The 22068-nt window shown below is 66.8% G+C and carries 18 protein-coding genes; 13 read left to right on the top strand and 5 right to left on the bottom strand.

What is annotated here, in order from left to right:
* The first annotated feature begins 33 nt into the window (after window positions 1-33).
* The gene (locus tag AC24R4_RS07520) at window positions 34-1977 is read left to right on the top strand and encodes a T6SS effector phospholipase Tle3 domain-containing protein (protein WP_487522646.1); all 1944 of its coding nucleotides are present in this window, start codon (window positions 34-36) and stop codon (window positions 1975-1977) included.
* Between the two features lie 14 nt (window positions 1978-1991).
* Window positions 1992-2714, top strand: a complete 723-nt coding sequence (locus AC24R4_RS07525; protein ID WP_487522647.1) for a T6SS immunity protein Tli3 family protein — start codon at window positions 1992-1994, stop codon at window positions 2712-2714.
* Between the two features lie 113 nt (window positions 2715-2827).
* Here AC24R4_RS07525 and AC24R4_RS07530 read toward each other — a convergent pair whose 3' ends face one another.
* Complete coding sequence (locus AC24R4_RS07530) at window positions 2828-4387, bottom strand: methyl-accepting chemotaxis protein (RefSeq protein ID WP_400397129.1); 1560 nt, start codon at window positions 4385-4387, stop codon at window positions 2828-2830.
* 274 nt (window positions 4388-4661) lie between these two features.
* Here AC24R4_RS07530 and AC24R4_RS07535 point away from each other — a divergent pair, with 274 nt between their 5' ends.
* Both AC24R4_RS07535 and AC24R4_RS07540 read left to right on the top strand, forming a co-directional pair.
* Window positions 4662-5255 carry a PAS domain S-box protein gene (locus tag AC24R4_RS07535; RefSeq protein ID WP_487522648.1) on the top strand — a complete coding sequence of 198 codons (594 nt, stop codon included), beginning with the start codon at window positions 4662-4664 and terminating at the stop codon, window positions 5253-5255.
* A 13-nt stretch (window positions 5256-5268) separates the two neighbouring features.
* Window positions 5269-5805, top strand: a complete 537-nt coding sequence (locus AC24R4_RS07540; RefSeq protein WP_487522649.1) for a dihydrofolate reductase family protein — start codon at window positions 5269-5271, stop codon at window positions 5803-5805.
* 19 nt (window positions 5806-5824) lie between these two features.
* On the opposite strand, the gene pdxR is transcribed toward AC24R4_RS07540, so the two are convergent.
* Complete coding sequence (pdxR, locus tag AC24R4_RS07545) at window positions 5825-7252, bottom strand: MocR-like pyridoxine biosynthesis transcription factor PdxR (RefSeq protein WP_487522650.1); 1428 nt, start codon at window positions 7250-7252, stop codon at window positions 5825-5827.
* A gap of 90 nt (window positions 7253-7342) precedes the next feature.
* Between pdxR and AC24R4_RS07550 the strand changes: the two genes are divergently transcribed.
* Both AC24R4_RS07550 and AC24R4_RS07555 read left to right on the top strand, forming a co-directional pair.
* Entirely contained in the window at window positions 7343-7774 is a 432-nt protein-coding gene (locus tag AC24R4_RS07550) for a cupin domain-containing protein (RefSeq protein WP_487522651.1), read from the top strand.
* A gap of 28 nt (window positions 7775-7802) precedes the next feature.
* Window positions 7803-8258: a carboxymuconolactone decarboxylase family protein gene (locus AC24R4_RS07555; RefSeq protein ID WP_487522652.1), complete on the top strand. Its 456-nt coding sequence runs from the start codon at window positions 7803-7805 to the stop codon at window positions 8256-8258.
* An 89-nt stretch (window positions 8259-8347) separates the two neighbouring features.
* Here the strand turns inward: AC24R4_RS07555 and AC24R4_RS07560 are convergent, their stop codons facing one another.
* Window positions 8348-8902, bottom strand: a complete 555-nt coding sequence (locus tag AC24R4_RS07560) for a host attachment protein (RefSeq protein ID WP_487522653.1) — start codon at window positions 8900-8902, stop codon at window positions 8348-8350.
* A gap of 388 nt (window positions 8903-9290) precedes the next feature.
* On the opposite strand from AC24R4_RS07560, the gene AC24R4_RS07565 reads away from it, so the two are divergent.
* The 6 genes from AC24R4_RS07565 (at window position 9291) to AC24R4_RS07590 (ending at window position 16549) form a co-directional block, all read left to right on the top strand.
* A complete protein-coding gene (locus AC24R4_RS07565) occupies window positions 9291-9944 on the top strand; it encodes a PepSY-associated TM helix domain-containing protein (protein ID WP_400396596.1) in 654 nt (217 codons plus the stop codon).
* A gap of 42 nt (window positions 9945-9986) precedes the next feature.
* Window positions 9987-10508, top strand: coding sequence for a DUF2271 domain-containing protein (locus tag AC24R4_RS07570; protein WP_400396593.1), 522 nt, complete (start codon window positions 9987-9989; stop codon window positions 10506-10508).
* A 23-nt stretch (window positions 10509-10531) separates the two neighbouring features.
* Window positions 10532-11392 (top strand): DUF4198 domain-containing protein, encoded by an 861-nt coding sequence (locus AC24R4_RS07575; protein ID WP_400396590.1) that lies wholly within the window; start codon window positions 10532-10534, stop codon window positions 11390-11392.
* A gap of 19 nt (window positions 11393-11411) precedes the next feature.
* Window positions 11412-12425 carry an FAD:protein FMN transferase gene (locus tag AC24R4_RS07580; RefSeq protein ID WP_487522654.1) on the top strand — a complete coding sequence of 338 codons (1014 nt, stop codon included), beginning with the start codon at window positions 11412-11414 and terminating at the stop codon, window positions 12423-12425.
* Window positions 12422-14011 (top strand): sulfite reductase subunit alpha, encoded by a 1590-nt coding sequence (locus AC24R4_RS07585; RefSeq protein WP_400392336.1) that lies wholly within the window; start codon window positions 12422-12424, stop codon window positions 14009-14011. The genes AC24R4_RS07580 and AC24R4_RS07585 overlap by 4 nt, the downstream gene beginning before the upstream one ends.
* A 99-nt stretch (window positions 14012-14110) precedes the next feature.
* Window positions 14111-16549, top strand: coding sequence for a penicillin acylase family protein (locus AC24R4_RS07590; protein WP_400392339.1), 2439 nt, complete (start codon window positions 14111-14113; stop codon window positions 16547-16549).
* A gap of 230 nt (window positions 16550-16779) precedes the next feature.
* Here the strand turns inward: AC24R4_RS07590 and AC24R4_RS07595 are convergent, their stop codons facing one another.
* Both AC24R4_RS07595 and AC24R4_RS07600 read right to left on the bottom strand, forming a co-directional pair.
* Window positions 16780-19800 carry an FAD-binding and (Fe-S)-binding domain-containing protein gene (locus AC24R4_RS07595; protein WP_400392341.1) on the bottom strand — a complete coding sequence of 1007 codons (3021 nt, stop codon included), beginning with the start codon at window positions 19798-19800 and terminating at the stop codon, window positions 16780-16782.
* A 75-nt stretch (window positions 19801-19875) separates the two neighbouring features.
* Complete coding sequence (locus tag AC24R4_RS07600) at window positions 19876-20568, bottom strand: GntR family transcriptional regulator (RefSeq protein WP_400392343.1); 693 nt, start codon at window positions 20566-20568, stop codon at window positions 19876-19878.
* 250 nt (window positions 20569-20818) lie between these two features.
* Here AC24R4_RS07600 and AC24R4_RS07605 point away from each other — a divergent pair, with 250 nt between their 5' ends.
* The gene (locus AC24R4_RS07605; RefSeq protein ID WP_400392345.1) at window positions 20819-22027 is read left to right on the top strand and encodes a pyridoxal-phosphate-dependent aminotransferase family protein; all 1209 of its coding nucleotides are present in this window, start codon (window positions 20819-20821) and stop codon (window positions 22025-22027) included.
* The last annotated feature ends 41 nt before the right edge of the window (window positions 22028-22068 follow it).

Genomic DNA, 22068 nt, shown 5'->3' on the forward strand with positions numbered 1-22068 from the left:
GGAGGCCGGGATTCGCTAACCGCAATGGCTGAAATGACGCAAGCAACCAGGCCGGACGACGCCGGCCGGAACGATGAAACCCCCGGGGAGCCCAGGCCAAGTACCTCCACGCGCGTCGTGCCGATGCAACGCGACGCATTCGGCAGACCGTACTGGGAATCCTTTCTGACCCCTGCCAGCTACCAGGTGAGGGCCGAGGCCCGTGTGCCGCCGCATTTGCCTGGGATCATCATTTTCGTGCACGGGGTGAATTCGGAGGGGGAGTGGTATGACAAGGCCGAGCGGGCGTTGTGTGAGGGGTTGAACGACCGGCTAGGCCTGCACGACAGCGCCTACAAGTTGAAGCCAAATGAATATGTCGATACGGATGTCGGACTAGCCGGAAAAAAACATGCGCGCAGGATCAATGCCGACAACCCCGGCTACTCCCCCGTCATCCGCTTCTACTGGGGCTATCGAGAGCCCGACGAAAGCCCGGGCCGCTTCAAGATTCCACTACGCAATATCGCTGGCGCTGACTTCTGGAAACGAAAGAAAGCCGATCGCGGACCATGGTTCTGGGGCGGCGGTGCGTTTCAGAACGGTACGAACAGCCTCCAGCAAATGTGGAACGGTTTGGGTTTCAAACGCAACGTCATGGGCTTCGTCGATCTGGAGGCGATGAATTCGGAGCCCGAGCGGCAGTTGCAGGACGCACCGCCGCGCGACTATTACCCCCATGCCGCGCAGCGGCTGGCCAACCTGATCGACAAGATCCGTACAAAGCATCCGCACGACACGATTTCGGTGATGTCGCACAGTCAGGGCACGATGATTGCCCTGGCAGCCTCGGCGCTTTGCAAGACACGGGCGCCCGACGCGCTATTTCTGATGAACTCGCCCTACGCGCTCGACGACAAGTTCGCGGATGGCGCGACATGGAGCGATGCCCGCCCTTCCGAGGCAGCGCGCGTTCAGACGTTTCGTAATATCGCCAATCGGATCAAGGCGGAGCGGCGCTTGCTGGACGAGCGGCTGCTGGTACAGCAGCGGGTTGGCAGGGGCCGGAATGGCAAGCGTTGGCGCCCCTTCAGCGAGATCACGCCGGCGGTGAGCGAGCGCGACAACCACGGTCGGGTCTATGTCTACTTCAGCCCGCATGACCGCGTCATGGGCCTGACGACGCTGGAAAGCATCGGATGGCAGGGACTACCCGACGACCTGCTTGCCGAACTGGGCGATACGGTCAAGCAGCGCATGCTGGCTCGCCTGACGCCATGCGGCGACGCGCCCGGCATAAAGCGATTCGGCACCCTGCCGGACATGAAATACGGCAGCCACTGGGACCCCAAAAATACGAAGCCGTTCTGGGATGGAAATCGCGGGCCGCTCTTCAACGCCATGAAACTGTGGACGGTGCCCCATCCCGATCAAATGGTCACCGTCAATGCCGAGGCCGTGGCAAATCCGTTGAAGCCTGAAGAAACCGCCGGATTCGACGAATCGGTCACGGACGATAACGTGCGAGCCATGGGGGAAATCGATCCCGACACGGGGCGGTATTTCAAGCCCGAGTTTCCGTATTTCGAGTCGATTTATGAGCCCAAGCAGTACGTTGATCGTGGACCGGACATCTATAACGGGGACCGACGCGTCTTGACGAAGGAAACGGAAGACGAGGCAAAACGCCGTTTCAAAGAAACTAAGCCCGAACCACCCGACCACAGCACGCTGCCCGAGCACATGGAGTTCATGCGGCGGATCGTCGCTTACGACCTGCCCATTGGATTTTGCGAAGCCTTCGAAGACCGGGAGTTCTGGATCGGGCTCATGCATGACGCCGACTGGACGCACTTCACTGACCATTATTTCAATTCGGGCGTGTTGCTGAAACCGGAAATGCCAGCGGCCATCGACAGGGATACGGTCAAGGACGCGACGGCGCGTGCTGCGGCCGAGAATCAAACCAGAAAGCCGCATTGGAATTCGGGAAGCTGAAATCAGGAATCACCATGAAACAGGAAAATCGAGGATCGGTGTATTTGAGCATCTGTTTTGCTACAGCGGCGGTGCTCATGACGGGGTGCGTCAACAGGATCTCTCCCCCGGAGGCCTACCTGCCCGCGCCCATACCGCAATACGACGTCCCCCCACAAGCCATCTACTGGTTCGACGACCACCGCTATATCTCGCTGGAAAACTACAAGGACTGCCACCACGGCACGACGTATTACAACGATCCACGGCAGGGCATTCGCACCCGGCTTGGACGCTACGGCATTGAAAACTACCAAGGGCGCCTGATCAATGCGGACCCTACGGGACAGATAATCGTCATTCCTTCGTCGTACACGCCGGATGGCGTGTGTCCGGACAAGGGCTGCAATATCTCGTTCATTTATTCTACGGATGGTGGTCGTACTTTCGCTGGTGAATACTACATGCGGAACACACGGACACCGTATAAGGATTCCATGGAATATATCGTTGCGGCCACCTCGGATCGTATATATACCGCAAGAAAATGGACATGGGACGACTATTCGGTGACCCAATACCCGGTGGTCATTGGTATAGGAATTGCGATGGAATCGCCTTCGGGTCTTCGCTACGGGCATTTTTCCTCAACGAAACGCCCCGACTATCTAAAAGGCCTCCGCACACCTTCAGGCCAGGAATACATCGCCTGCGACGACTCGATCCGCCCCACCAACCTGCCGGCAACGTCGAAGTAACCCCCCGCCAGACACCAAACAAAACGGCCCGCATCGCTGCGGGCCGGCAAGTCCGGCTAAAACGCTATAACGCTATACAGCTTTCTCGCGTTTCTCTTTGGACTTCCTCCTTCCTACAACGCTCCCGCCAACCGGAACTGTCCTACTGCGCGGTGCAGGGCATCGGCCTGGTCTTCCAGCGAGGCGGCGGCCGCTGTGGCTTCTTCCACCAGTGCGGCGTTCTGCTGTGCCATCTGGTCCATCTGGGATACGGCCTGGTTGACCTGCTCGATGCCGCCGGTCTGTTCCTCGGTGGCCGCGCGCATTTCGCCCATCAGGTCGGTCACGCGCTTCACGGCGCCGACGATTTCCTCCATGGCCTTGCCGGCGCCTTCCACCAGCGTGGCGCCGTCTTCCACGCGCTGCGCGGAATTGTCGATCAGGCCCTTGATCTCCTTGGCGGCCGTGGCGGAGCGTTGCGCCAGACTGCGCACCTCGCCGGCCACCACTGCAAAGCCGCGCCCCTGCTCGCCGGCGCGGGCGGCTTCCACGGCTGCGTTCAGTGCCAGGATGTTGGTCTGGAAGGCGATGCCCTCGATCACGGCGATGATGTCCACCACCTTGCCCGACGCGGCCTTGATCTCGCCCATCGTTTCCACCACCTTGTGCACGATCTCGCCGCCCCGCACGGCGATGTCCGACGCGCCTTCGGCCAGGTGCGCGGCCTGGCGCGCGTTATCGGCGCTCTGGCGCACGGTGCTGGTCAGTTCCTCCATGCTCGCGGCGGTTTGTTCCAGCGAGGCGGCCTGTTCCTCGCTGCGGCGCGACAGGTCGACGTTGCCCGCTGCAATCTGGCGCGCGGCGCCGGCGATGGAATCGGCCGACCCACGGATCTGGCCGATGGCGCCGGTCAGGCGCGCCTGCATCTGCTGCATGTTGTACAGCACGCTGTCGCGGTCGTGCGGGGCGGTTTCCACGTGGGTGCCCAGGTCGCCGTCGGCAATGCGCGCGGCTATCCGCGACGTCAGGGCGGGCTCGCCGCCCAGTTGCCGCTGCAGGCTGATCGAGATGCGCACCATCACCACGCTCATCAACGCGCCCACGGCAATCAGCCAGCCCAGCGCCTTCCAGAGCGCGGTACGGAATTCGGCCTGGATGTCGTCCAGGTACAGGCCGGCAATGAAGTTCCAGTCCCACGGCCTGAAGTTCAGCGTGTAGCTGAGCTTGGGCTGCGGGGCGTCGGCGCCGGGCTTGGGCCACAGGTATTCGATGAATCCCTTGCCGGTGGTCTTGCCGATCTGCGCGATGTCGCGGAACAGGTAGACGCCGTTGGCGTCCTTCGTGTCGGCCATGTTCTTGCCGTTGAGTTCGGCCTTGATGGCATGCATCAGCACCACGGCGTCGGAGCGCATGATGGTGAAGTAGCCGTCGGCGCCAAAGCGCATGGCGCGCACGCGGTCGATGGCCTGCTTCTGGGCGTCCTCGGCGCTGAGCTTGCCGGCGCGGGCCATGGCCTCGTATTCGGCAACCACTGAATTGGCGGTGTCGGTCACCTGTTCCAGCGCGACCTTGCGATCCTGCAGCCGCTGCTCGCGCATCTGCCAGACGTTCCACAACGTAATGGCCAGCAGGCAGACCCAGCTCAGCACCAGCGGCAGCATGAGCTTCTTTCTCAGACTCAGTTCTTGCAACATCCCATCTCCTCCATTTCGCTTCGTTGATCGTCGGGGCGCTTTTCGAGACGTCCTCTCTATGAGCGGCGCTAACGGCCACCCAAAGCCGAAACTTGACTGAGGATTGATACCAATATGGGAATAGTGGAGCGGGCGCCGCTTTCTGATGCCTGTGCGGCCCGATGACTACCCGGGCGGTGTCGGGCTATGGCAGTATCTCCAGATTCGTCGAATCTGACGCAGGTACTACGGATCGGCACAACGCAGCGACAGCAAGCGGCGCACAGAGAGCGGCATGGAGCGATTGACCGAAGACGCTATCCTCGCCCTGGCGGATCACGCGCCGGACACCGTGTTTCTGGTGGACCGGGGCGGTATCGTCCGCTACGTCAATGCCCGGTGCGCGGACACGCTGGGCTTCGCCCGGTCCGATGTCATCGGACAACCCATCATCGAACTGGTGCTGCCTGGCGACCGGGACCGTACGCTGAAGGAAGCGGCGCAGGTGCTGGCGGGGCGGGATCGGGTGGGCTTCGAAAACCGCTATCAGCATCGCGATGGCCGGGCGATCTACCTGGCCTGGCAGGCTCGCTGGCTCGACGCGCACCAGCTGCGCATGGGCTTCGCGCGCGATGTCACGGCGTTGCGGCAACCGGCGTGCGAACACATGCTGGCGCCCGATCTGCTCGGCGTGCTGGAGCCCGTCGAGCGCGACGTGCTGGTGCTGCTGCTGACCGCCGCTTCCGAACGCCAGATCGCCAGCCGCCTGGGCCTTGGCGCGGCCAGAACCCAGGCGCTGGTACTCAGCGTGTTTCGCAAGCTGGGCGTGCCGGGCCGGCTGGGTTTGATGAGCCTGTGCCTGCGCGGGCTGGACGCACCCTTCGAATAACAACGGAACCGAGATGACGACTGGACACGTTTTCATTGCCACCAGCCTCGATGGCTATATCGCACGCCCCGACGGGGACATCGGCTGGCTGCTGGAGCGGGACGATCCCGCCGAAGACCATGGCTACACCGACTTCATTGCCGACAAGGACATGATCGTGATGGGGCGGGGCTGCTACGAGAAAGTACTGACGATGGGCGACTGGTTTTACGACCGGCCCGTGCTCGTCCTGTCCCGGCAACTGGCGGGCCAGCCGGTCCCTGCGCATCTGCACGGCAAGGTCCGGTTTTCGGATGCCACGCCCGCCCAGGCGTTTGCCGAGCTGGCGGCGCAGGGTGTGCGCCGCGTCTATGTCGATGGCGGCCAGCTGATCCAGTCGTGCCTGCGCGACGGACTGATCGCCGACATGGTGGTCACCACGGTGCCGGTGCTGATCGGGGCAGGCCGTCCGCTGTTCGGTGCCCTGCCGCGCGACATTGGGCTGGCGCTCGCATCGAGCCGGCACTTCCCGTCGGGGCTGGTGCAGTCAACCTGGCGCGTGCTGCGCTAAGGCCGGCGGGCGTCAGGCGTCAGGCGAATTTATCGATCAGCTGCCGCAGGCGATCGCAGGCATTGGGCACCTGATGCTCGATCGCGGTGGCCACGCCCAGCAGCAGCCCGGCGCGCTGCGTGTCTGGTGAGCAATAGCACCCCGACAGCGGTGCCGGGGCCATGCCATAGGCATAGGCCTCGCGGGCGATGCGACGGTCGTCGGCGCCATCGGGCAACTGCACGACCACGGCCAGGCCGGCCGGATAGGCACGAAATTGCCGCGCCGCCAGCGCGTCGAGCAGGGTCTGGCTCCGTGCCGCATAGATGCGCTTCATGCGCCGCAGGTGCCGCAGATAGTGCCCGTCGCGCATGAAGGCGGCGGTGGCCATCTGCACGGCGGGGCCCGGCGCGGACCCCAGGCAGGCCACGGCTTCCTCGAACTGCCCCACCAGACCGGGCGGCACGACGGCAAAGCCAAGCCGCAGGGTCGGGCTGATGGTCTTGCTGAATGAGCCGATATGGATCACGCGGCCCGCCCGATCGAGCGATGCCAGGGCCGGCGCGGCGCGGCGCCTGAGCTGGAGTTCGCCCAGATAGTCGTCCTCGATGATCCAGGCATTGGCGCGGCTGGCCCAGTCGAGCAGTTGCATCCGGCGCGCCAGTGACAGGGTAGGACCCAGCGGCGCCTGCTGGCCCGGCGTGACCATCGCCAGCGCGGCATCGGGCGCGTGGCGTTCGCCATGGCCGATGTCCATGCCGTCCGCGTCCACGGGCACCGGCACCGGTGTGAACCGGGCGATGGCGAGCGCGTTGCGGCTCAGCATGAAGCCGGGGTTTTCCACCCACGCCTGACGCCCCGGCGCCTGGATCACGCGCAAGGCCACGCCAAGCGCGCCGGTGAAGCCGGCCGCGATAAAGATCTGCGACGGCTGGCAGGCGATGCCGCGCGCCAGCGCCAGATGCGCGGCAATCTCGCGTCGCAGCGCCTGTTCGCCGCGCGGATCGGGATAGGACGCGGGCGCCTCGATCTCGTCACGCGCCGCACGGGCCCGCAGGCGTGCAAACAACGTGGCCGGAAAGCAGTCCGACGCCGGCACGCCCATCTGGAATACCGCGGGGCCCGGCAGGAAGTGCTGGTACAGCGCCGCTTGCAGATCGGTCTGGACCGGCCGTCCGGGATCTGCCGCGTTGCGCGTTTTCGGCGCCAGTTCGGCGACGCGTGTGCCCCCGGCGCGCGACGACACCAGCCACTGCGCATCCACCAGCCGTTCATAGGCGGCCTTGACCGTGCCGCGCGCGACGCCGAGCTGTGCCGCAAGATCCACCCAGGACGGCAGCCTGGCGCCCGGCACCAGCACCTGGCTTTCGATGGCGCTGGCGATGCCGAGCCGGATCTGCTCGGCCAGCGACGTCGGCGACTGGCGGTCGAGCTTCAGGTCAAGCTGTAGGGGGAGCGGGGGCAGCATCGGGTCTGGTACAGCGGAATTTGCGGTTTTTGGTTCTTTCGATTGCACTACCGGGCGTCCATGATTCTATCCATCAACCAGGAGAGACACATGCAACCCGGCAAGCTATTTGTACCGATCCTTGCTGCGGCGGGGCTCGCGTTCACCGGCGCGGCCATCGCCCACGGCACGACAGACCACGGCGCGGCCGAAAGCGTCAAGCCGAACTTTTCGCACGCGATTCCAAATATCCCGGGCAAGTCCGTGGTGGCTGTGGAAGTCGACTATGCCCCGGGCGGGGCGTCGAAGCCGCACGTGCATGCCAAATCGGCATTCATCTACGCTTATGTGGTGTCCGGCAGCATCGCCAGCAAGGTGAACGACGGGCCCGAGCGCGTCTACAAGGCCGGGGAATCGTTCTACGAGGCGCCCGGCGCGCGCCACCCGATCAGCCGCAACGCGAGCCAGACCCAGCCGGCCAGGCTGCTGGCCGTGTTTGTGGTCGACACCGACGACAAGAACCTGACCACCTACGAACAGTGATCCCGCACCAACGGACAAGGAGCCTGAAATGAGACTGGACTACACCAAGGCGGCGCCGAACGGCGTGAAGGCCTTCGGCGGCGTGTATGGCTACATCATGCAGTCGGGGCTGGAAGACGTGCTCGTCGACCTGGTCTACCTGCGCGTCAGCCAGATCAACAACTGCGCCTACTGCCTGGACATGCACACGCGCGACCTGATCAAGAAGGGCGTGTCGCCGCAGAAGCTGGCGCTGGTGCCGGCCTGGCACGAAGCGGGCGCGCTGTTCAGCGACCGCGAGAAGGCGGCTCTGCGCTGGGCCGAATCGGTGACGCGCGTGGCGGATACCCATGTGCCCGATGCCGATTTCGATGTGGCCGCAGCGGCCTTCAGCGAAAAGGAACTGGCTGACCTGACCATGGCCATCGGCCTGATGAACGCGTTCAACCGCCTGGCCATCAGCTTCCGGCGCGGGCCGGAGCCGGCACCGGCGGCAGCGGCCTGAGCGCTGAAGCCTTGCTGCCCCGAAGCAGGCTGCCCCGGGGCACATCGCCCGACACGCGCCCCGGAGTTCGTCAGGCAGTCAACAGGCGCCTACCGCATCGGCAGGTTGCCGATGGCATTGCCGCCGCCCTGGCCCGTGCCGATCCGCGGATCGCGGCGTGCCGGCATGATGCCGTCGTCGGCCATGCGCTGCTGCAGGTCCTGGTCGGGAAGCTGGCAATAATCCTTGCCCAGTTCCCGCGTCACTGCATCGCTGACCGACTGCGGCAAGGCCTTGCGCAGCAGCCCCAGAAAGCGGGGCGGCGCGATCACCACCAGTTCGTCGAATCGCTGCTTGCCGCGGGCGTCTTCCAGCATCTTCGCCACCCGGCGCGCAAACAACTGCGCTTCCTGGTGAATCTCGTCCTCGCCCGCCGATGACACCACCGTGGCCATGCGGCCGGCGTGGGCGCCGGGGTGGCCGGCGTCGCCCTGTACGGACGCCTGGGCCCGCCGGCCGTAGGCGTCGCGCCTCAGATCGGCATTGTCCGCGTGGGCGCCGGCATCGGTGATCTTCTCGACCTCTTCGAGCCGCGCATTGTCGCCGCGCGCGGCGACAATCCTCGCGACACCCTCGTCCGCAACAAGGATCCAGACTGTTTTCATGAGACGTCTCCGATTGCGGCCTAAGAATCAGGCCCGTGGAGGGAAGGCCTGCAAACGCCACGCCACCCGGCTGGCCCGCCAGCATCCGCGCGTACGCGCCCGCTATGCGGGCAAGGGCGCGGGCAAGGGCGCCACGGATTGCAGGTTCGACCGGCAGCGAAGCAAGATTTGCCAACAGGCCCGGCGCGGCGCCAGAGGGTTTGGCACCGGCGCAGCGTAATCAACCGTAACCAAAACACCCCCACCGCGCAGCCGGCCATGGTTGCCGCACCAAATGAGAACAATTATCATCCTTCCGGCTTGTGGCGACATTGTGATGTGATCGCCAGTTTTCCGCAGCGGATGACGCGCCGTCCGGCGCACCCCGCGCATCGTCTCCAGCATCCGAATGACCGACACCGCGCCAGTTTCCGGCCAGCAGCGCCGCGCGTTCTGGCTCAAGCATCTCCACCAGTGGCACTGGATCAGTTCCGCGATCTGCCTGATCGGGATGCTGATGTTCGCCATGACGGGATTCACGCTCAATCACGCCGGCCAGATCGAGGCCCGGCCCAAGGTTGTCACGCGTACCGAGACGGCGCCGCGCGATGTGGTCAGTGGGCTGCGCAGCGCCATGCCGGCCGGCGCCGACACGAAGACCCAGAAGGGGCCCGTGCCGCCGGTGCTGGCCGAATGGCTGGCCCGCACGCTCGATGTCGATGCGGCCGGGCGCGACGCCGAATGGTCGGCCGATGAAATCTACGTGGGCCTGCCGCGTCCCGGCGGCGATGCCTGGGTCAGCGTGGCGCTCGATTCCGGCGAGGTGCAGTTCGAATCCACCTCGCGCGGTGCCGTCTCGTACCTGAACGACCTGCACAAGGGCCGCAACACGGGCCGCGCGTGGAGCCTGTTCATCGACGTCTTTGCCGTCGCCTGCGTGGTGTTCAGCGTGACGGGCCTGTTCCTGCTGAAGCTGCACGCGTCGGGCCGCGTGGCCACGTGGCCGCTGGTGGGCGCGGGGCTGGTGATACCGCTGCTGCTGGCCATCCTGTACATCCACTGATCCGCTTCACTTCCCATTCCATCGAGAAAGGTAGTTTTGACAATGCGCCGACTCCTGACCGTCACCATGACCGGCCTTGCCGCCGCGCCGCTGGCGCCCGCCATGGCCGCCGACCTGAACGTCAAGGTGGAGATTCCCCGCCTGAACGTGGCCGAATACCACCGTCCGTACGTGGCGATGTGGATCGAGCGCGCCGACCAGAGCCCTGTGCAGACGCTGGCGGTCTGGTACGACGCCAAGAACAAGGAAGGCGAGGGCACGAAGTGGCTCAAGGACATGCGCCAGTGGTGGCGCAAGGCCGGCCGCGACATGCAGATGCCCGCCGACGGCGTGTCCGGCGCCACGCGCGCACCGGCCGAGCATGCGCTGACCTTCAAGGACGGCAAGGCGCCGCTGGGCAAGCTGCCGGCCGGCGACTACCAGCTGGTGGTCGAAGCCGCGCGCGAAGTGGGCGGCCGCGAACTGGTGCGCGTGCCGTTCTCGTGGCCGGCCAAGGCCGCGCAGACCGCCAGCGCCAAAGGCGAACACGAACTCGGCGGCGTGACCGTCGAAGTCAAACCTTGATGCGAACCGAACGGAGTCCGACCATGACCAAGCCTGCCCGCCTTCCTGCCCGCACTTCTGCCGGCTTCTCCAGCCGTCTTTCCACCCGCCTCGCCGTGCTTGCGCTGGCCGCGCTGGCCCCGCTGGCCGCGCACGCACACCGCCAGTGGCTGCTGCCGTCGGCCACCGTGCTGTCGGAGAAGGACGCCTGGGTGACCGTGGATGCCGCGGTGTCCAACGACCTGTTCTACTTCGAACACGTGCCGATGCGGCTGGACAACCTGGCCGTGACCGCGCCCGATGGCAAGACCGCCGTATCGGCGGAAAACGCATCGACCGGCAAGTACCGCAGCACGTTCGACCTGCACCTGACCCAGCCCGGCACCTATCGCGTGGCCGTGGTCAACCAGGGGGTGTTCGCGAGCTGGAAGGAAAACGGCCAGACCAAGCGCTGGCGCGGTGCCGCCGATACGTTCGCGACGAACGTGCCGGCCGGCGCGCAGGACCTGCAGGTCAACGAAATCGCCGGCCGCATCGAGACCTATGTCACGAATGGCCGTCCGACCAGGCAGGTGCTGAACACCACGGGCAAGGGCCTGGAACTGGCGCCGATCACCCATCCGAACGACCTGATTGCCGGTGAAACGGCCAGCTTCCGCCTGCTGCTCGACGGCAAGCCGGCCGCCAGCCAGAAGGTGTCGGTGGTGCCGGGCGGCATCCGCTACCGCGACCGCCTGAACGAGATCGAGGCCACGACCGACGCGGACGGCAAGTTCAGCGTCAAGTATCCGGCGCCGGGCATGTACTGGATGGAAGCCGAGACCCGCGACGACAAGACGTCGATCAAGGAAGCCAAGGCGCGCCGTGCCACGTACGCCGTGACCGTGGAAGTGCTGCCGCAATAAGAACGCCCCCGGACTGCCCATGCATCGCGTGCTGATCCCCGTCGCGCTGGCCGCGCCCCCGCCGTCGCCCGTTCGGGCGGGGCAGGTGCGGCAATGGGCGGGCGAGACCATGGGCACCACGTGGTCGGTCAGTGCCGTGCTGGCGCCGGGACAGGCCGGCGACCCGGGCGAGGCGGTCGAAGCCGGCATCCGCGCCGTGCTCGATGGCGTCATCGCGCAGATGAGCAACTGGTCGGATACGTCGGACCTGTCGCGCTTCAACCATGCCGCCGCCGGTCGCTGGGTCACGCTGCCCGACGATTGCTTCGGCGTGCTGCAGGCCGCGTTGCAGACGTCGCGCGACAGTGGCGGCGCCTATGACCCCACCGCTGGCCCGCTGGTGGACCTGTGGGGCTTCGGGCCGGCAGGGCGGCGTGCCGCCGCGCCGTCGGTGGACGACGTGCTGCGCGTGCGGGAACGTTGTGGCTGGCAGCGGCTGGACGTCGATGCCGAGCGGCGCCGTGTGCGCCAGCCCGGTGGGGTGTCGCTGGACTTCTGCGCCATCGCCAAGGGGTTTGCCGTCGATGCCGTGTCGCGCCATCTCGACGCACAAGGGTTGGCGCACCATCTGGTGGAAATCGGCGGCGAGCTGCGCGGCCAGGGGCTCAAGCCCGATGGCATGCCGTGGTGGGTCGAACTGGAATTGCCCCCGGCGGACGGCGCCGCGCCCACGCGTACGCTGGTTGCGCTGCTGGGTTTGTCGGTGGCCACGTCCGGTGACTATCGCCGCTACTTCGAGCAGGACGGGCAACGCATTGCCCATACGATCGATCCGCGCACCGGCTATCCGGCCGCGCACGCGCTGGCATCGGTCACCGTGATTCATCGCGATTGCATGCTGGCCGATGCGCTGTCCACCGCGCTGACCGTGCTCGGGCCCCAGGCTGGCATGGCATTCGCGCAGCGCCACGCGCTGGCGGCGCGGTTCCTGGTGCGCACGCCGGACGGCTTCGACGAACGCACCACGCCGGCCTTTGCGGCGATGCTGTCATGACGCGCTGGCTGTGGGGCATCGTTTTCGCGGCCGGTGTGGCGCTGGCCCTGCTGGCGCACGGCCGCACCTTGGTGGCGGCGGGCGTGGTCGTGGCTTATATCGCATTCTGCGCCGGCGTGATCGGCGCACACCGGCGGCGCCGCGCGGCACGCGCGATGCTGTCGGCACCCGACGATGGCCGGGGCAAGCCGACATTGGTGGCGTACGCCAGCCAGACCGGCTTTGCCGAACAACTGGCGACGCAAACCGCGCGGGCGCTCCAGGGCGCGGGCATGCCGGTGCAACTGCTGTCGTTTGCCGATCTCGATGGCAGGCATCTGGCCGCGTGCGGGCAGGCCCTGTTCCTGGTCAGCACCACGGGCGAGGGCGATGCGCCGGACATGGCGTCGGGCTTTGCGCGCAAGCTGCTGTCTGGCACCACGCCCGACGCGCTACGGCCACTGCGCTACGGCATTCTGGCGCTGGGCGACAGCAGCTATGCGCGCTTCTGCGCCTTCGGCCATACGCTGTCCGGCTGGCTGCAACGCCATCAGGCCGAGCCGCTGTTCGATATGGTCGAAGTCGACAACGGCGACCCCGGCGCGCTGCGGCACTGGCAGAACCACCTGTCCGCGCTGTGCGGAGGCGCCGAGATCGAAGATTGGGAGCGGCCGCGCTACGGGCGGTGGCAGCTTGTGGAGCGCCGCCTGCTGAACCCGGGCAGCCTCGGGCAGCCGGCCTGGCATCTGGCGCTGGTGCCGGAAGCCGCCGGCGATCTGGCGTGGCAGGCCGGCGATATCGCCGAGGTCGGCCCCTGCCAGCCGCCTGAGGCGGTGGCGCGGCTGCTGGACAAGCTGTCGCTCGATGGCGCGATCGAGGTTCGCTGCGACAGCCGTCCGATGACGCTGGCCGACGCACTGGCCACGCGCTTGCCGCTGCCCGATGCACATCTGGCGACAATGGCGGGCCTGGCGCCGCAGGCACTGGTCGATGCGCTGCCGGCGTTGCCGCATCGCGAGTATTCGATTGCGTCGCTGCCGGCCGATGGGCGGCTTGAACTGCTGGTGCGGCAGACCGTGCGTGCGGATGGCTCGCTCGGACTGGCTTCGGGCTGGCTGACCCGGTATGCCGCCGAGGGCGCCCATATCGCGCTGCGCGTGCGTAGCAATCGCGGCTTCCACGCGCCCGACGACGACCGGCCGCTGATCCTGATTGGCAACGGTACCGGGCTGGCCGGCCTGCGGGCGCTGATCAAGACCCGCGCCGCCCAGGGCTGGCATCGCAACTGGCTGCTGTTTGGCGAGCGCGCCGCCGCGCACGACGACTTCCACGGGGCAGAACTTGCGGCGTGGCGCGAACAGGGCGTGCTGCAGCGTATCGACCGCGCGTGGTCGCGCGACGGCGGTGTGCCGCACTACGTGCAGGACGCCGTGCGGGCGGCCGCGGCCGATATCGCGGCGTGGGTCGCACAAGGCGCATCCATCTACGTCTGCGGCAGCCTGCAGGGCATGGCCAGCGGCGTGCACGCGGTGCTGGCCGATATCCTGGGCGATGCGCGCCTGCAGCAGATGATCGACACCGGCCACTACCGGCGCGACGTCTACTAGCCGCGTCCGGCGCCAACAGGCGTTTTTTGCGGCGGCGCAGGATCGCCGTCGCGATCACATTCCGCTATCCTCGCTGTCAGTTTCCGTCGAGGAGTCCCGATGTCCCGTTCCATCCGCCCATGGCGCCGCGCAGCGGTTGCCGCCCTCTGGCTGGCCGCCGCCAGCTTGCCCGTCCAGGCTGCCGGCCCGGACAAGTTCGCAGTGCCCGGCCTGGAAAAGCCGGCCACGGTGCTGGTGGATCGCTGGGGCGTGCCCCATATCTACGCCAACACGCTCTATGACGCGTTCTACGTGCAGGGCTTCATGGCCGCGCGCGACCGGCTCTGGCAGATCGACCTCTGGCGCAAGCGCGGGCTCGGCGAAATGGCCCGGGACTTCGGCCCCGCCTATGTGGAAGGCGACCGCATGGCGCGTGCGGTGCTGTTCCGGGGCGACATGTATCGCGAATGGCTCGCCTACGGGTCCGATGCCAAGCGCGTGGCGGAGGCCTTCGTGGCCGGCGTGAACGCCTATGTGGCGCAGGTGGAGGCGCATCCGGAACTGCTGCCGCCCGAGTTCAAGATCCTCAACTACAAGCCTGCGCGCTGGCACGCCGAAGACATCGTGCGCATCCGCCACCATGGGCTGACGCTGAACTTCACGGGCGAGATCGACCGCGCGCAGATCTTCTGCTACGTGAAGCCCAACGCCGTACGCGCCGACTGGGTGCGCCGCGAGCTGGATCCCGCGGTCGAACCCAAGGTGCCCGAAGGGCTCGACACCTGCGCCGTGCCGGCCGCCGAGCTGCGGCGTGCCTACGACCTGGCAACCGCCGCGCCGCGCTTTCCGAAGGATTGGTGGTCGCAGGGCGCCAGCAAGGCCGAGAACATTCCGGTGGACCAGCTTTACGCCACCGTCGACGCCAACAGCGACACGGGCCGCAGCCTGGGCTCGAACAACTGGGTGATCGCCGGCAGCCGTACCACCACGGGCCGGCCCATCCTGGCCAACGACCCGCATCGGGCGCATGGCGCGCCGAGCCTGCGCTATATCAGCCATCTCAATGCGCCGGGATTGTCGGTCATCGGCGCGGGCGAGCCGTTCCTGCCCGGCATCTCGATTGGCCACAACGGCACCATTGCCTTCGGCCTGACCCGGTTCTACATGGACCAGGAAGACCTCTACGTCTACGAGACCAATCCGGCCCAGGCGCACGAATACCGCTACAAGGGCCGGTGGGAGCCGATGGAGACCGTCACCGAGCAGATCGCCGTGCGCGGCGAAGCCACGCCCCGCAAGGTGACGATCGACTACACCCGGCATGGCCCGGTGCTGTACGCCGATGCCAAGACCGGCCGCGCCTACGCGCTGCGGGCGGCGTGGCTGGATTACGGCATGGCGCCGTACTTCGGCTCGATGGACTATATGCGCGCCCAGAACTGGGACCAGTTCCGCGCGGCCATGAACCGCTGGGGCGCGCCGGGCGAGAACCAGGTCTATGCCGACCGGTCCGGCAACATTGGCTGGATTCCGGGCGGGCTGACCGTCAACCGTCCCAACTGGGATGGCCTGATGCCGGTGCCCGGCGATGGCCGTTACGAGTGGGCTGGCTATCGCAACATGGACGAGCTGCCGTGGGCGTTCAACCCGGCGCCCGGCTACGTGGTGACGGCCAACGAGAACAACATCCCGGCCAATCACCCGGCGGCGAAGATCGGCGTGGGCTACGAATGGAGCGACAGCGCGCGGGCCCGCCGGCTGAAGGCGCTGGTGGCGGCGAATCCGCGCAGCTCGCTGGAAGATTCGATGGCGTGGCAGAACGACACGGTATCGCTGCCGGCGCAGCGCGTGGTGGCGCTGGTCAAGCCGCTGAACAGCAGCGACGCCCAGGTGCAGCGCGGTCTGGACCTGCTGCGCGGCTGGGACGGCAACGAGCGGGCCGACAGCGCCGCCGCCGCGCTGTTCGAGGTCTGGTTCAGCAAGCACCTGCGCACGGCCGTGGTGCGGGCCGCGCTGTCGCCGGAAGGCGCGCGTCTGGTCGGCGCCGGCGATGCCAGCCGCGTGATCGCGGTGCTGGAGCGGCCCGACACCTGGATGACGGTGGACAAGCGCAACGAGATCATGACCAGCACGCTGAAGCTGGCGATGGCCGAGATCGAGAAGAAGCTCGGCAGCGACCCCCGCGCCTGGCAATGGGGCAAGCTGCACACGGCCGTGTTCAGCCACCCACTCGATCCGATCCTGGATGCGGCGCAGCGCCAGCAGTTCGATGTGAACGCCGGACCGATCGGCGGGTCGTCGTTCACGCCGATGAATACGAGCTACCGCAACAGCGACTTCCAGCTGACGGCCGGTGCTTCGTTCCGCATGGTGCTGGACGTGGGCAACTGGGACGCTTCGCGCGTGGTCAACACGCCCGGACAGTCGGGCAACCCGGCCAACCCGCACTATCGCGACCTGGCGCCGCTGTGGGCCAGGGGGGAATACTTCCCGCTCGTGTATTCGCGCAAGGCGGTGGAAAAGGAAAGCAAGGAGCGGGTGGAACTGGTGCCGCAGTGAGGGGGTGTTGTCCTGCCTTGGGTGGTGGGGGCGCCGGCCCTCTCCCCCGGCCCCTCTCCCGCATGGCGGGAGAGGGGAGCAAACCGGCAGGGCTTGTCATGCCGTGGGAGCAAACTGATAGAGCTTGAAATGCCGTGGGAGCAAACAGACGGTGCTCGAAATGCCGTGAGGGTTCTCCCCTCTCCCGCGCGCGGGAGAGGGGTTGGGGGAGAGGGCAGGCCTCACCAAAGCTACAGCGCCATCTCCAGCACCCGCGCCACGTGCAAGGCCTCGCGGCCGGCGCCGTCGTGTATCTGGTGGCGGCAGCTTGTGCCATCGGCCACGACCAGCGTATCGGCATCGGCCTTGCGCACCGCAGGCAGCAGCGACAGTTCTGCCATCCGCATCGACACCTCGTGGTGCTCGGCCTCGTAGCCGAAGCTGCCAGCCATGCCGCAGCATGACGATTCGATCAGCGCGGTCTTGAGTTCGGGAATCCAGCCCAGCACCTGCTCCACCGGCCGGACTGCGTCGAACGCCTTCTGGTGGCAATGGCCGTGCAGCAGCGCCTGCTGATGGCCGATCGGCTTCAGGGTCGGCGCGAAGCGGCCGGCCGCGTGTTCGCGCACCAGGAATTCCTCGAACAGGAACGCGTTGTCCGCCAGCGCACGGGCCGCGTCGCCGTAGCCGTACTGCAGGAATTCGTCGCGCATCGACAACAGGCACGACGGTTCGAGCCCCACCACCGCCACGCCGCGCGCGACAAACGGCAGCAGCATGTCGAGCGCGCGCTTCGCTTCGGCCTTGGCTTCCTCGACCAGACCCGCCGCCAGGAACGTGCGGCCGCAGCACAGCGGACGCTCGCCGGGCACGCCGGACAGGTGCACGGTGTAGCCGGCCGCTTCCAGTACCCGATGCGCCGCGCGTGCGTTGCCCGGTTCCATGTGATTGTTGAAGGTGTCGACGAACAGCACCACCTCCTTGCCGCCGGCGGGCCGTGCCCGGTAGTCGTCGCGCAGGAATGCCGGCTGCCAGCGTGGCAGCGAGCGTCCGGCCGACAGCCCCAGCAGCCGCTCGCCCAGTTGGGGCAGCCCCGGCACGCGGTCGCGCAGGTTGAACAGCCAGGGCAGCCTGCTGGCGGTGCCTGCATAGCGCGGCAGGAAAGCCACGAGCTTGTCGCGCAGGCGCAGGCGGCCGGCGCGGGCGTTGGCGGCGCGCACCTCGATCTTCATCTTGGCCATGTCGATGCCGGTGGGGCAATCGCGCTTGCAGCCCTTGCAGGACACGCACAGGTCCATGGTGTCCTTGACGGCGGGATCGAGCAGGCCCTCGCTGCCAAGCTGACCCGACAGCGCCAGCCGCAGCGTGTTGGCCCGCCCGCGCGTCAGGTGCTGCTCGTCGCGCGTGACGCGATAGCTGGGGCACATGGTGCCGGCGTCGAACTTGCGGCAGTGGCCGTTGTTGTTGCACATCTCCACGGCGGCCGCAAGGCCATTGGCGGGGTCGAGGCCGGTGCCCGGTGGGCTTTCCACCTCGGTGACAGGATCGCGCGTGACGTTCCAGGCCGACCAGTCCAGCGCCGGCTGCAGCGGCTTGACGGCATAGCCCGGCGGGAAGCGGAACAGCGACGTGTCGTCCATCTTCGGCGTGCGCACGATCTTGCCGGGGTTGCAGCGGTTGTCGGGATCGAACAGCGCCTTGATCTCGGCAAACGCATTCGCCAGCGACGGCCCGAACTGCCAGGCCACCCATTCGCCGCGGCACAGGCCGTCGCCATGCTCGCCCGAGTAAGCGCCCTTGTACTCGCGCACCATGGCCGCCGCTTCTTCGGCGATGGCGCGCATCCTGGCCGCGCCGTCGCGGCGCATGTCGAGGATGGGCCGCACATGCAGCGTGCCCACGCTGGCGTGCGCATACCAGGTGCCGCGCGTGCCGTGCTTGTGGAAGACCTCGGTCAGGCGCGATGTGTATTCGGCCAGGTGTTCAAGCGGCACCGCGCAGTCCTCGATGAACGACACCGGCTTGCCGTCGCCCTTCATGCTCATCATGATGTTCAGGCCGGCCTTGCGCACTTCCCACAGGGCCTTCTGCGGGCCGGCGTCGGGCATTTCCACGACCGAGCCGGGCAGGCCCAGGTCGGCCATCAGTTCCACCAGCTGGCGCAGGCCGCGCAGCGTGGCGTCGCGGTCTTCGCCGGCAAACTCCACCAGCAGGATGGCCTCGGGCTCCCCGATCAGCGCCTTGTCGATGACGGGGCGGAAGGCGGGGTTGCTGCGCGCCAGGTCGATCATGGTGCGGTCGACCAGTTCCACGGCCGCCGGCTTGAGCGCGACGATATGGCGCGTCAGGTCCATCGACTGGTAGAACGTCGGGAAATTGACCACGCCCAGCGTCTTGTGCGTGGGCAGCGGCGCAAGCTGCAGCGTGATCTGGCGGAAGTAGGCCAGCGTGCCCTCCGAGCCCACCAGCAGGTGCGCCAGGTTGACGCTGCCGTCGGCGGTGTAGGGCCGCTCGTTCCGGGGCTGGAAGATATCGAGGTTGTAGCCGCCCACGCGGCGCAGCACCGTCGGGTACATCTGCGCGATGGCCTCGCGTTCGCGCTCGGCGATGCGCCGCACGCCGTCGGCAATGGCGCGGTGCGGCGCATCCTCGGCCGGCCAGCGGGCATCGAAGCGGACATCGTCGCCGTTGGCCAGGATGGCCTGCACGCCCAGCACGTTGTGGACCATGTTGCCGTACTGGATCGAGCGCGAGCCGCACGAGTTGTTGCCGGTCATGCCGCCGATCGTGCATTGCGCGGCGGTGGAGACATCCACCGGGAACCACAGGCCATGGGGCTTGAGCCACGCGTTCAGGTGGTCGAGCACGATGCCGGGCTGCACGGTGACCGTGCGCGCCTGTGGGTCGAAGTCGATCACCTGGTTCAGGTACTTGCTGTTGTCGATGACCAGCGCCTCGCCCACGGTCTGGCCGCACTGGCTGGTGCCGCCACCGCGCGGCAGCAGCGGCGCCTTCAGGTCGCGGGCGATGTCCAGCGCGAGCCGCGCGTCGGCTTCATCGCGCGGCACCACCACGCCGAGCGGCATGATCTGGTAGATCGACGCGTCGGTGGCGTAGCGGCCGCGGCTGGCGGTATCGAACAGCACGTCGCCGCGCAGTTCGGCGGCCAGGCGCCGGTACAGCGGCGATTGCAGGGCCGGCGCGGCGGCCGCGCCGGGCATGAAGCGCAGCGGTTGCACGCCGGGTGGCGTGGGGGTGACAGGCAAGGCCATGAGCGGGGATGTCTCCGGTTGCGGACACTCGAAGACGCCGCCATGGCCGGGAGCGCCCGCTGCGGGCGCTTCGGTTCAGGCGGCGACGTTCTGTGCGCGTTCTAGTTCGGCGATCAGCGCGTTGTGCTTGTGTTCCAAGTGCGCGCGCAGGATGTCACGCAGGGCCGCGCCGTCGCGCCTGGCCAGGGCATCGAGCATGTCGCCGTGCTCGCGCACGGCCATGTCCCATTTGTCCTGGTCGAAGTTCGAGCGGAAACGCAGCGCCTGGATACGCAGGTTGATGCGTCGATAGGTCTCCTCAAGAATCGGATTGCGCGCCGCCGCGTTGATGGCGTCGTGGATGCGCCGGTTCAGCGCGTAGTAATTGGGCAGGTCGCGCCGGGCGTGGCACGCCAGCATCTCGAAGTGCAGCGCCCGGATCTCGTTGAGCTCGGCCTCGGTGATGCGCTGGCAGGCCAGTTCGCCGGACATGGCTTCGAGCGCGCCCATCATTTCAAAGAGGTGGTTGACGGTGTCGGTCGACAACACCACCACCTCGGCGCCGCGGTTCGGCAGCAGCGTCACCAGCCCGTCTGCGGCCAGCACCTTGAACGCCTCGCGCAACGGCGTGCGGGATACCTGCAGCAGGTCGCACAGCACGCGTTCATTGAGCCGCGTGCCTGGCGCGAGATCGCCCTCCATGATCATCGTGCGCAGGCGCTGGGCCACCGCCACATGCAGGATCTGGCGGTCGACGGCTTGCGGGGAAAGGGTGGGAGTCGTGCTCATCAGGGATCGTCTGGCTTGACAGTATTGTATTCAAAACCTACTCTGGGGCAAGCACGAATCACGTTCCGGTGCGATTTTCGGTGCCGGGAATCATGCAGCGACTGGCATAAAAGTCTTGTAGTCGTTGATTTACAAGGCTTTCAGGCGGAGCGGCAGGCGGATATGCCTGCCAACATTATCCCGCATGCTGGCGCGGCAGTGCATCCCCGTTTTTTGAATACAAAATTCAAACATAAGGACACGAGGCGACATGATCCGACTGAATTCCCATCCGAGCGGCCGGCACTTCCTGCAGATTCCGGGCCCCACCAACGTGCCGGATCGGGTGCTGCGCGCGATGGACTACCCGACCATCGACCACCGTGGCCCCGAATTCCAGCAACTCGGCAAGAAGGTGCTGGCCGATATCCGCAAAGTCTTCCAGACCGTACAGCCCGTGGTCATCTACCCGGCCTCGGGCACCGGCGCGTGGGAGGCGGCACTGGTCAACACGCTGTCGCCGGGCGACAAGGTGCTGATGTACGAGACCGGCCATTTCGCGTCGCTGTGGAAGAAGATGGCCGACAAGCTGGGCTTGAATCCGGAATTCATCGTGGGCGACTGGCGCCACGGCGTGGATGCGGCGGCCATTGGCGCGCGCCTGGCCGCCGACAGCAATCATGAGATCAAGGCGGTCTGCGTGGTGCACAACGAAACCTCGACTGGCGTCACGTCCGACGTGGCGGCCGTGCGTCGTGCCATCGACGCCGCCCATCACCCGGCCTTGCTGCTGGTGGACACGATCTCGTCGCTGGGCTCGGTCGACTATCGCCACGACGAGTGGGGCGTGGACGTCACCGTGTCGGGCTCGCAGAAGGGCCTGATGCTGCCGCCGGGCATCTCGTTCAACGCGGTCAGCCAGAAGGCGATTGCCGCGTCGGCCCAGGCGAAGCTGCCGAAGGCGTTCTGGGGCTGGGAAGAGATCCTCGAATCGAACAAGAACGGCTTCTGGCCATACACCCCGGCCACGAACCTGCTCTACGGGCTGTCCGAAGCGTGCGACATGCTGCTGGAGGAAGGCCTGCCGAACGTGTTCGCGCGTCACCAGCGCCATGCGGCCGCAACGCGTGCCTGCGTGACCGCCTGGGGCCTGGAAATCCTGTGCCAGAACCCGGCCGAATACAGCCCGGCGCTGACCGCCGTGGTCATGCCCGATGGCCACAGCGCCGATACGTTCCGCAAGGTCGTGCTGGAGAATTTCAACATGTCGCTGGGGCAGGGCCTGTCGAAGCTGTCGGGCAAGGTCTTCCGGATCGGCCACCTGGGCGATTTCAACGACCTGACGCTGATGGGCACCCTGGCCGGCGTGGAAATGGGGCTGGCGCTGGCGGGCGTGCCGCACCGTACCGGCGGCGTACTGGCCGCGATGGAAAGCCTGCGCAATGCCGCGGCGGCGCAGCCTGCGTTGCGCGCAGCCTGATCCCGATTCCGCCAACCCGACCGATGTAGCACAAAGAGGTG

The sequence above is a fragment of the Cupriavidus sp. CER-90 genome (assembly GCF_057652055.1).

Coding starts and splice junctions, on each gene's coding strand:
- AC24R4_RS07520 (WP_487522646.1), top strand. CDS start 34: ATGACGCAAGCAACCAGGCCGGACGACGCCGGCCGGAACGATGAAACC.
- AC24R4_RS07525 (WP_487522647.1), top strand. CDS start 1,992: ATGAAACAGGAAAATCGAGGATCGGTGTATTTGAGCATCTGTTTTGCT.
- AC24R4_RS07530 (WP_400397129.1), bottom strand. CDS start 4,387: ATGTTGCAAGAACTGAGTCTGAGAAAGAAGCTCATGCTGCCGCTGGTG.
- AC24R4_RS07535 (WP_487522648.1), top strand. CDS start 4,662: ATGGAGCGATTGACCGAAGACGCTATCCTCGCCCTGGCGGATCACGCG.
- AC24R4_RS07540 (WP_487522649.1), top strand. CDS start 5,269: ATGACGACTGGACACGTTTTCATTGCCACCAGCCTCGATGGCTATATC.
- pdxR (WP_487522650.1), bottom strand. CDS start 7,252: ATGCTGCCCCCGCTCCCCCTACAGCTTGACCTGAAGCTCGACCGCCAG.
- AC24R4_RS07550 (WP_487522651.1), top strand. CDS start 7,343: ATGCAACCCGGCAAGCTATTTGTACCGATCCTTGCTGCGGCGGGGCTC.
- AC24R4_RS07555 (WP_487522652.1), top strand. CDS start 7,803: ATGAGACTGGACTACACCAAGGCGGCGCCGAACGGCGTGAAGGCCTTC.
- AC24R4_RS07560 (WP_487522653.1), bottom strand. CDS start 8,902: ATGAAAACAGTCTGGATCCTTGTTGCGGACGAGGGTGTCGCGAGGATT.
- AC24R4_RS07565 (WP_400396596.1), top strand. CDS start 9,291: ATGACCGACACCGCGCCAGTTTCCGGCCAGCAGCGCCGCGCGTTCTGG.
- AC24R4_RS07570 (WP_400396593.1), top strand. CDS start 9,987: ATGCGCCGACTCCTGACCGTCACCATGACCGGCCTTGCCGCCGCGCCG.
- AC24R4_RS07575 (WP_400396590.1), top strand. CDS start 10,532: ATGACCAAGCCTGCCCGCCTTCCTGCCCGCACTTCTGCCGGCTTCTCC.
- AC24R4_RS07580 (WP_487522654.1), top strand. CDS start 11,412: ATGCATCGCGTGCTGATCCCCGTCGCGCTGGCCGCGCCCCCGCCGTCG.
- AC24R4_RS07585 (WP_400392336.1), top strand. CDS start 12,422: ATGACGCGCTGGCTGTGGGGCATCGTTTTCGCGGCCGGTGTGGCGCTG.
- AC24R4_RS07590 (WP_400392339.1), top strand. CDS start 14,111: ATGTCCCGTTCCATCCGCCCATGGCGCCGCGCAGCGGTTGCCGCCCTC.
- AC24R4_RS07595 (WP_400392341.1), bottom strand. CDS start 19,800: ATGGCCTTGCCTGTCACCCCCACGCCACCCGGCGTGCAACCGCTGCGC.
- AC24R4_RS07600 (WP_400392343.1), bottom strand. CDS start 20,568: ATGAGCACGACTCCCACCCTTTCCCCGCAAGCCGTCGACCGCCAGATC.
- AC24R4_RS07605 (WP_400392345.1), top strand. CDS start 20,819: ATGATCCGACTGAATTCCCATCCGAGCGGCCGGCACTTCCTGCAGATT.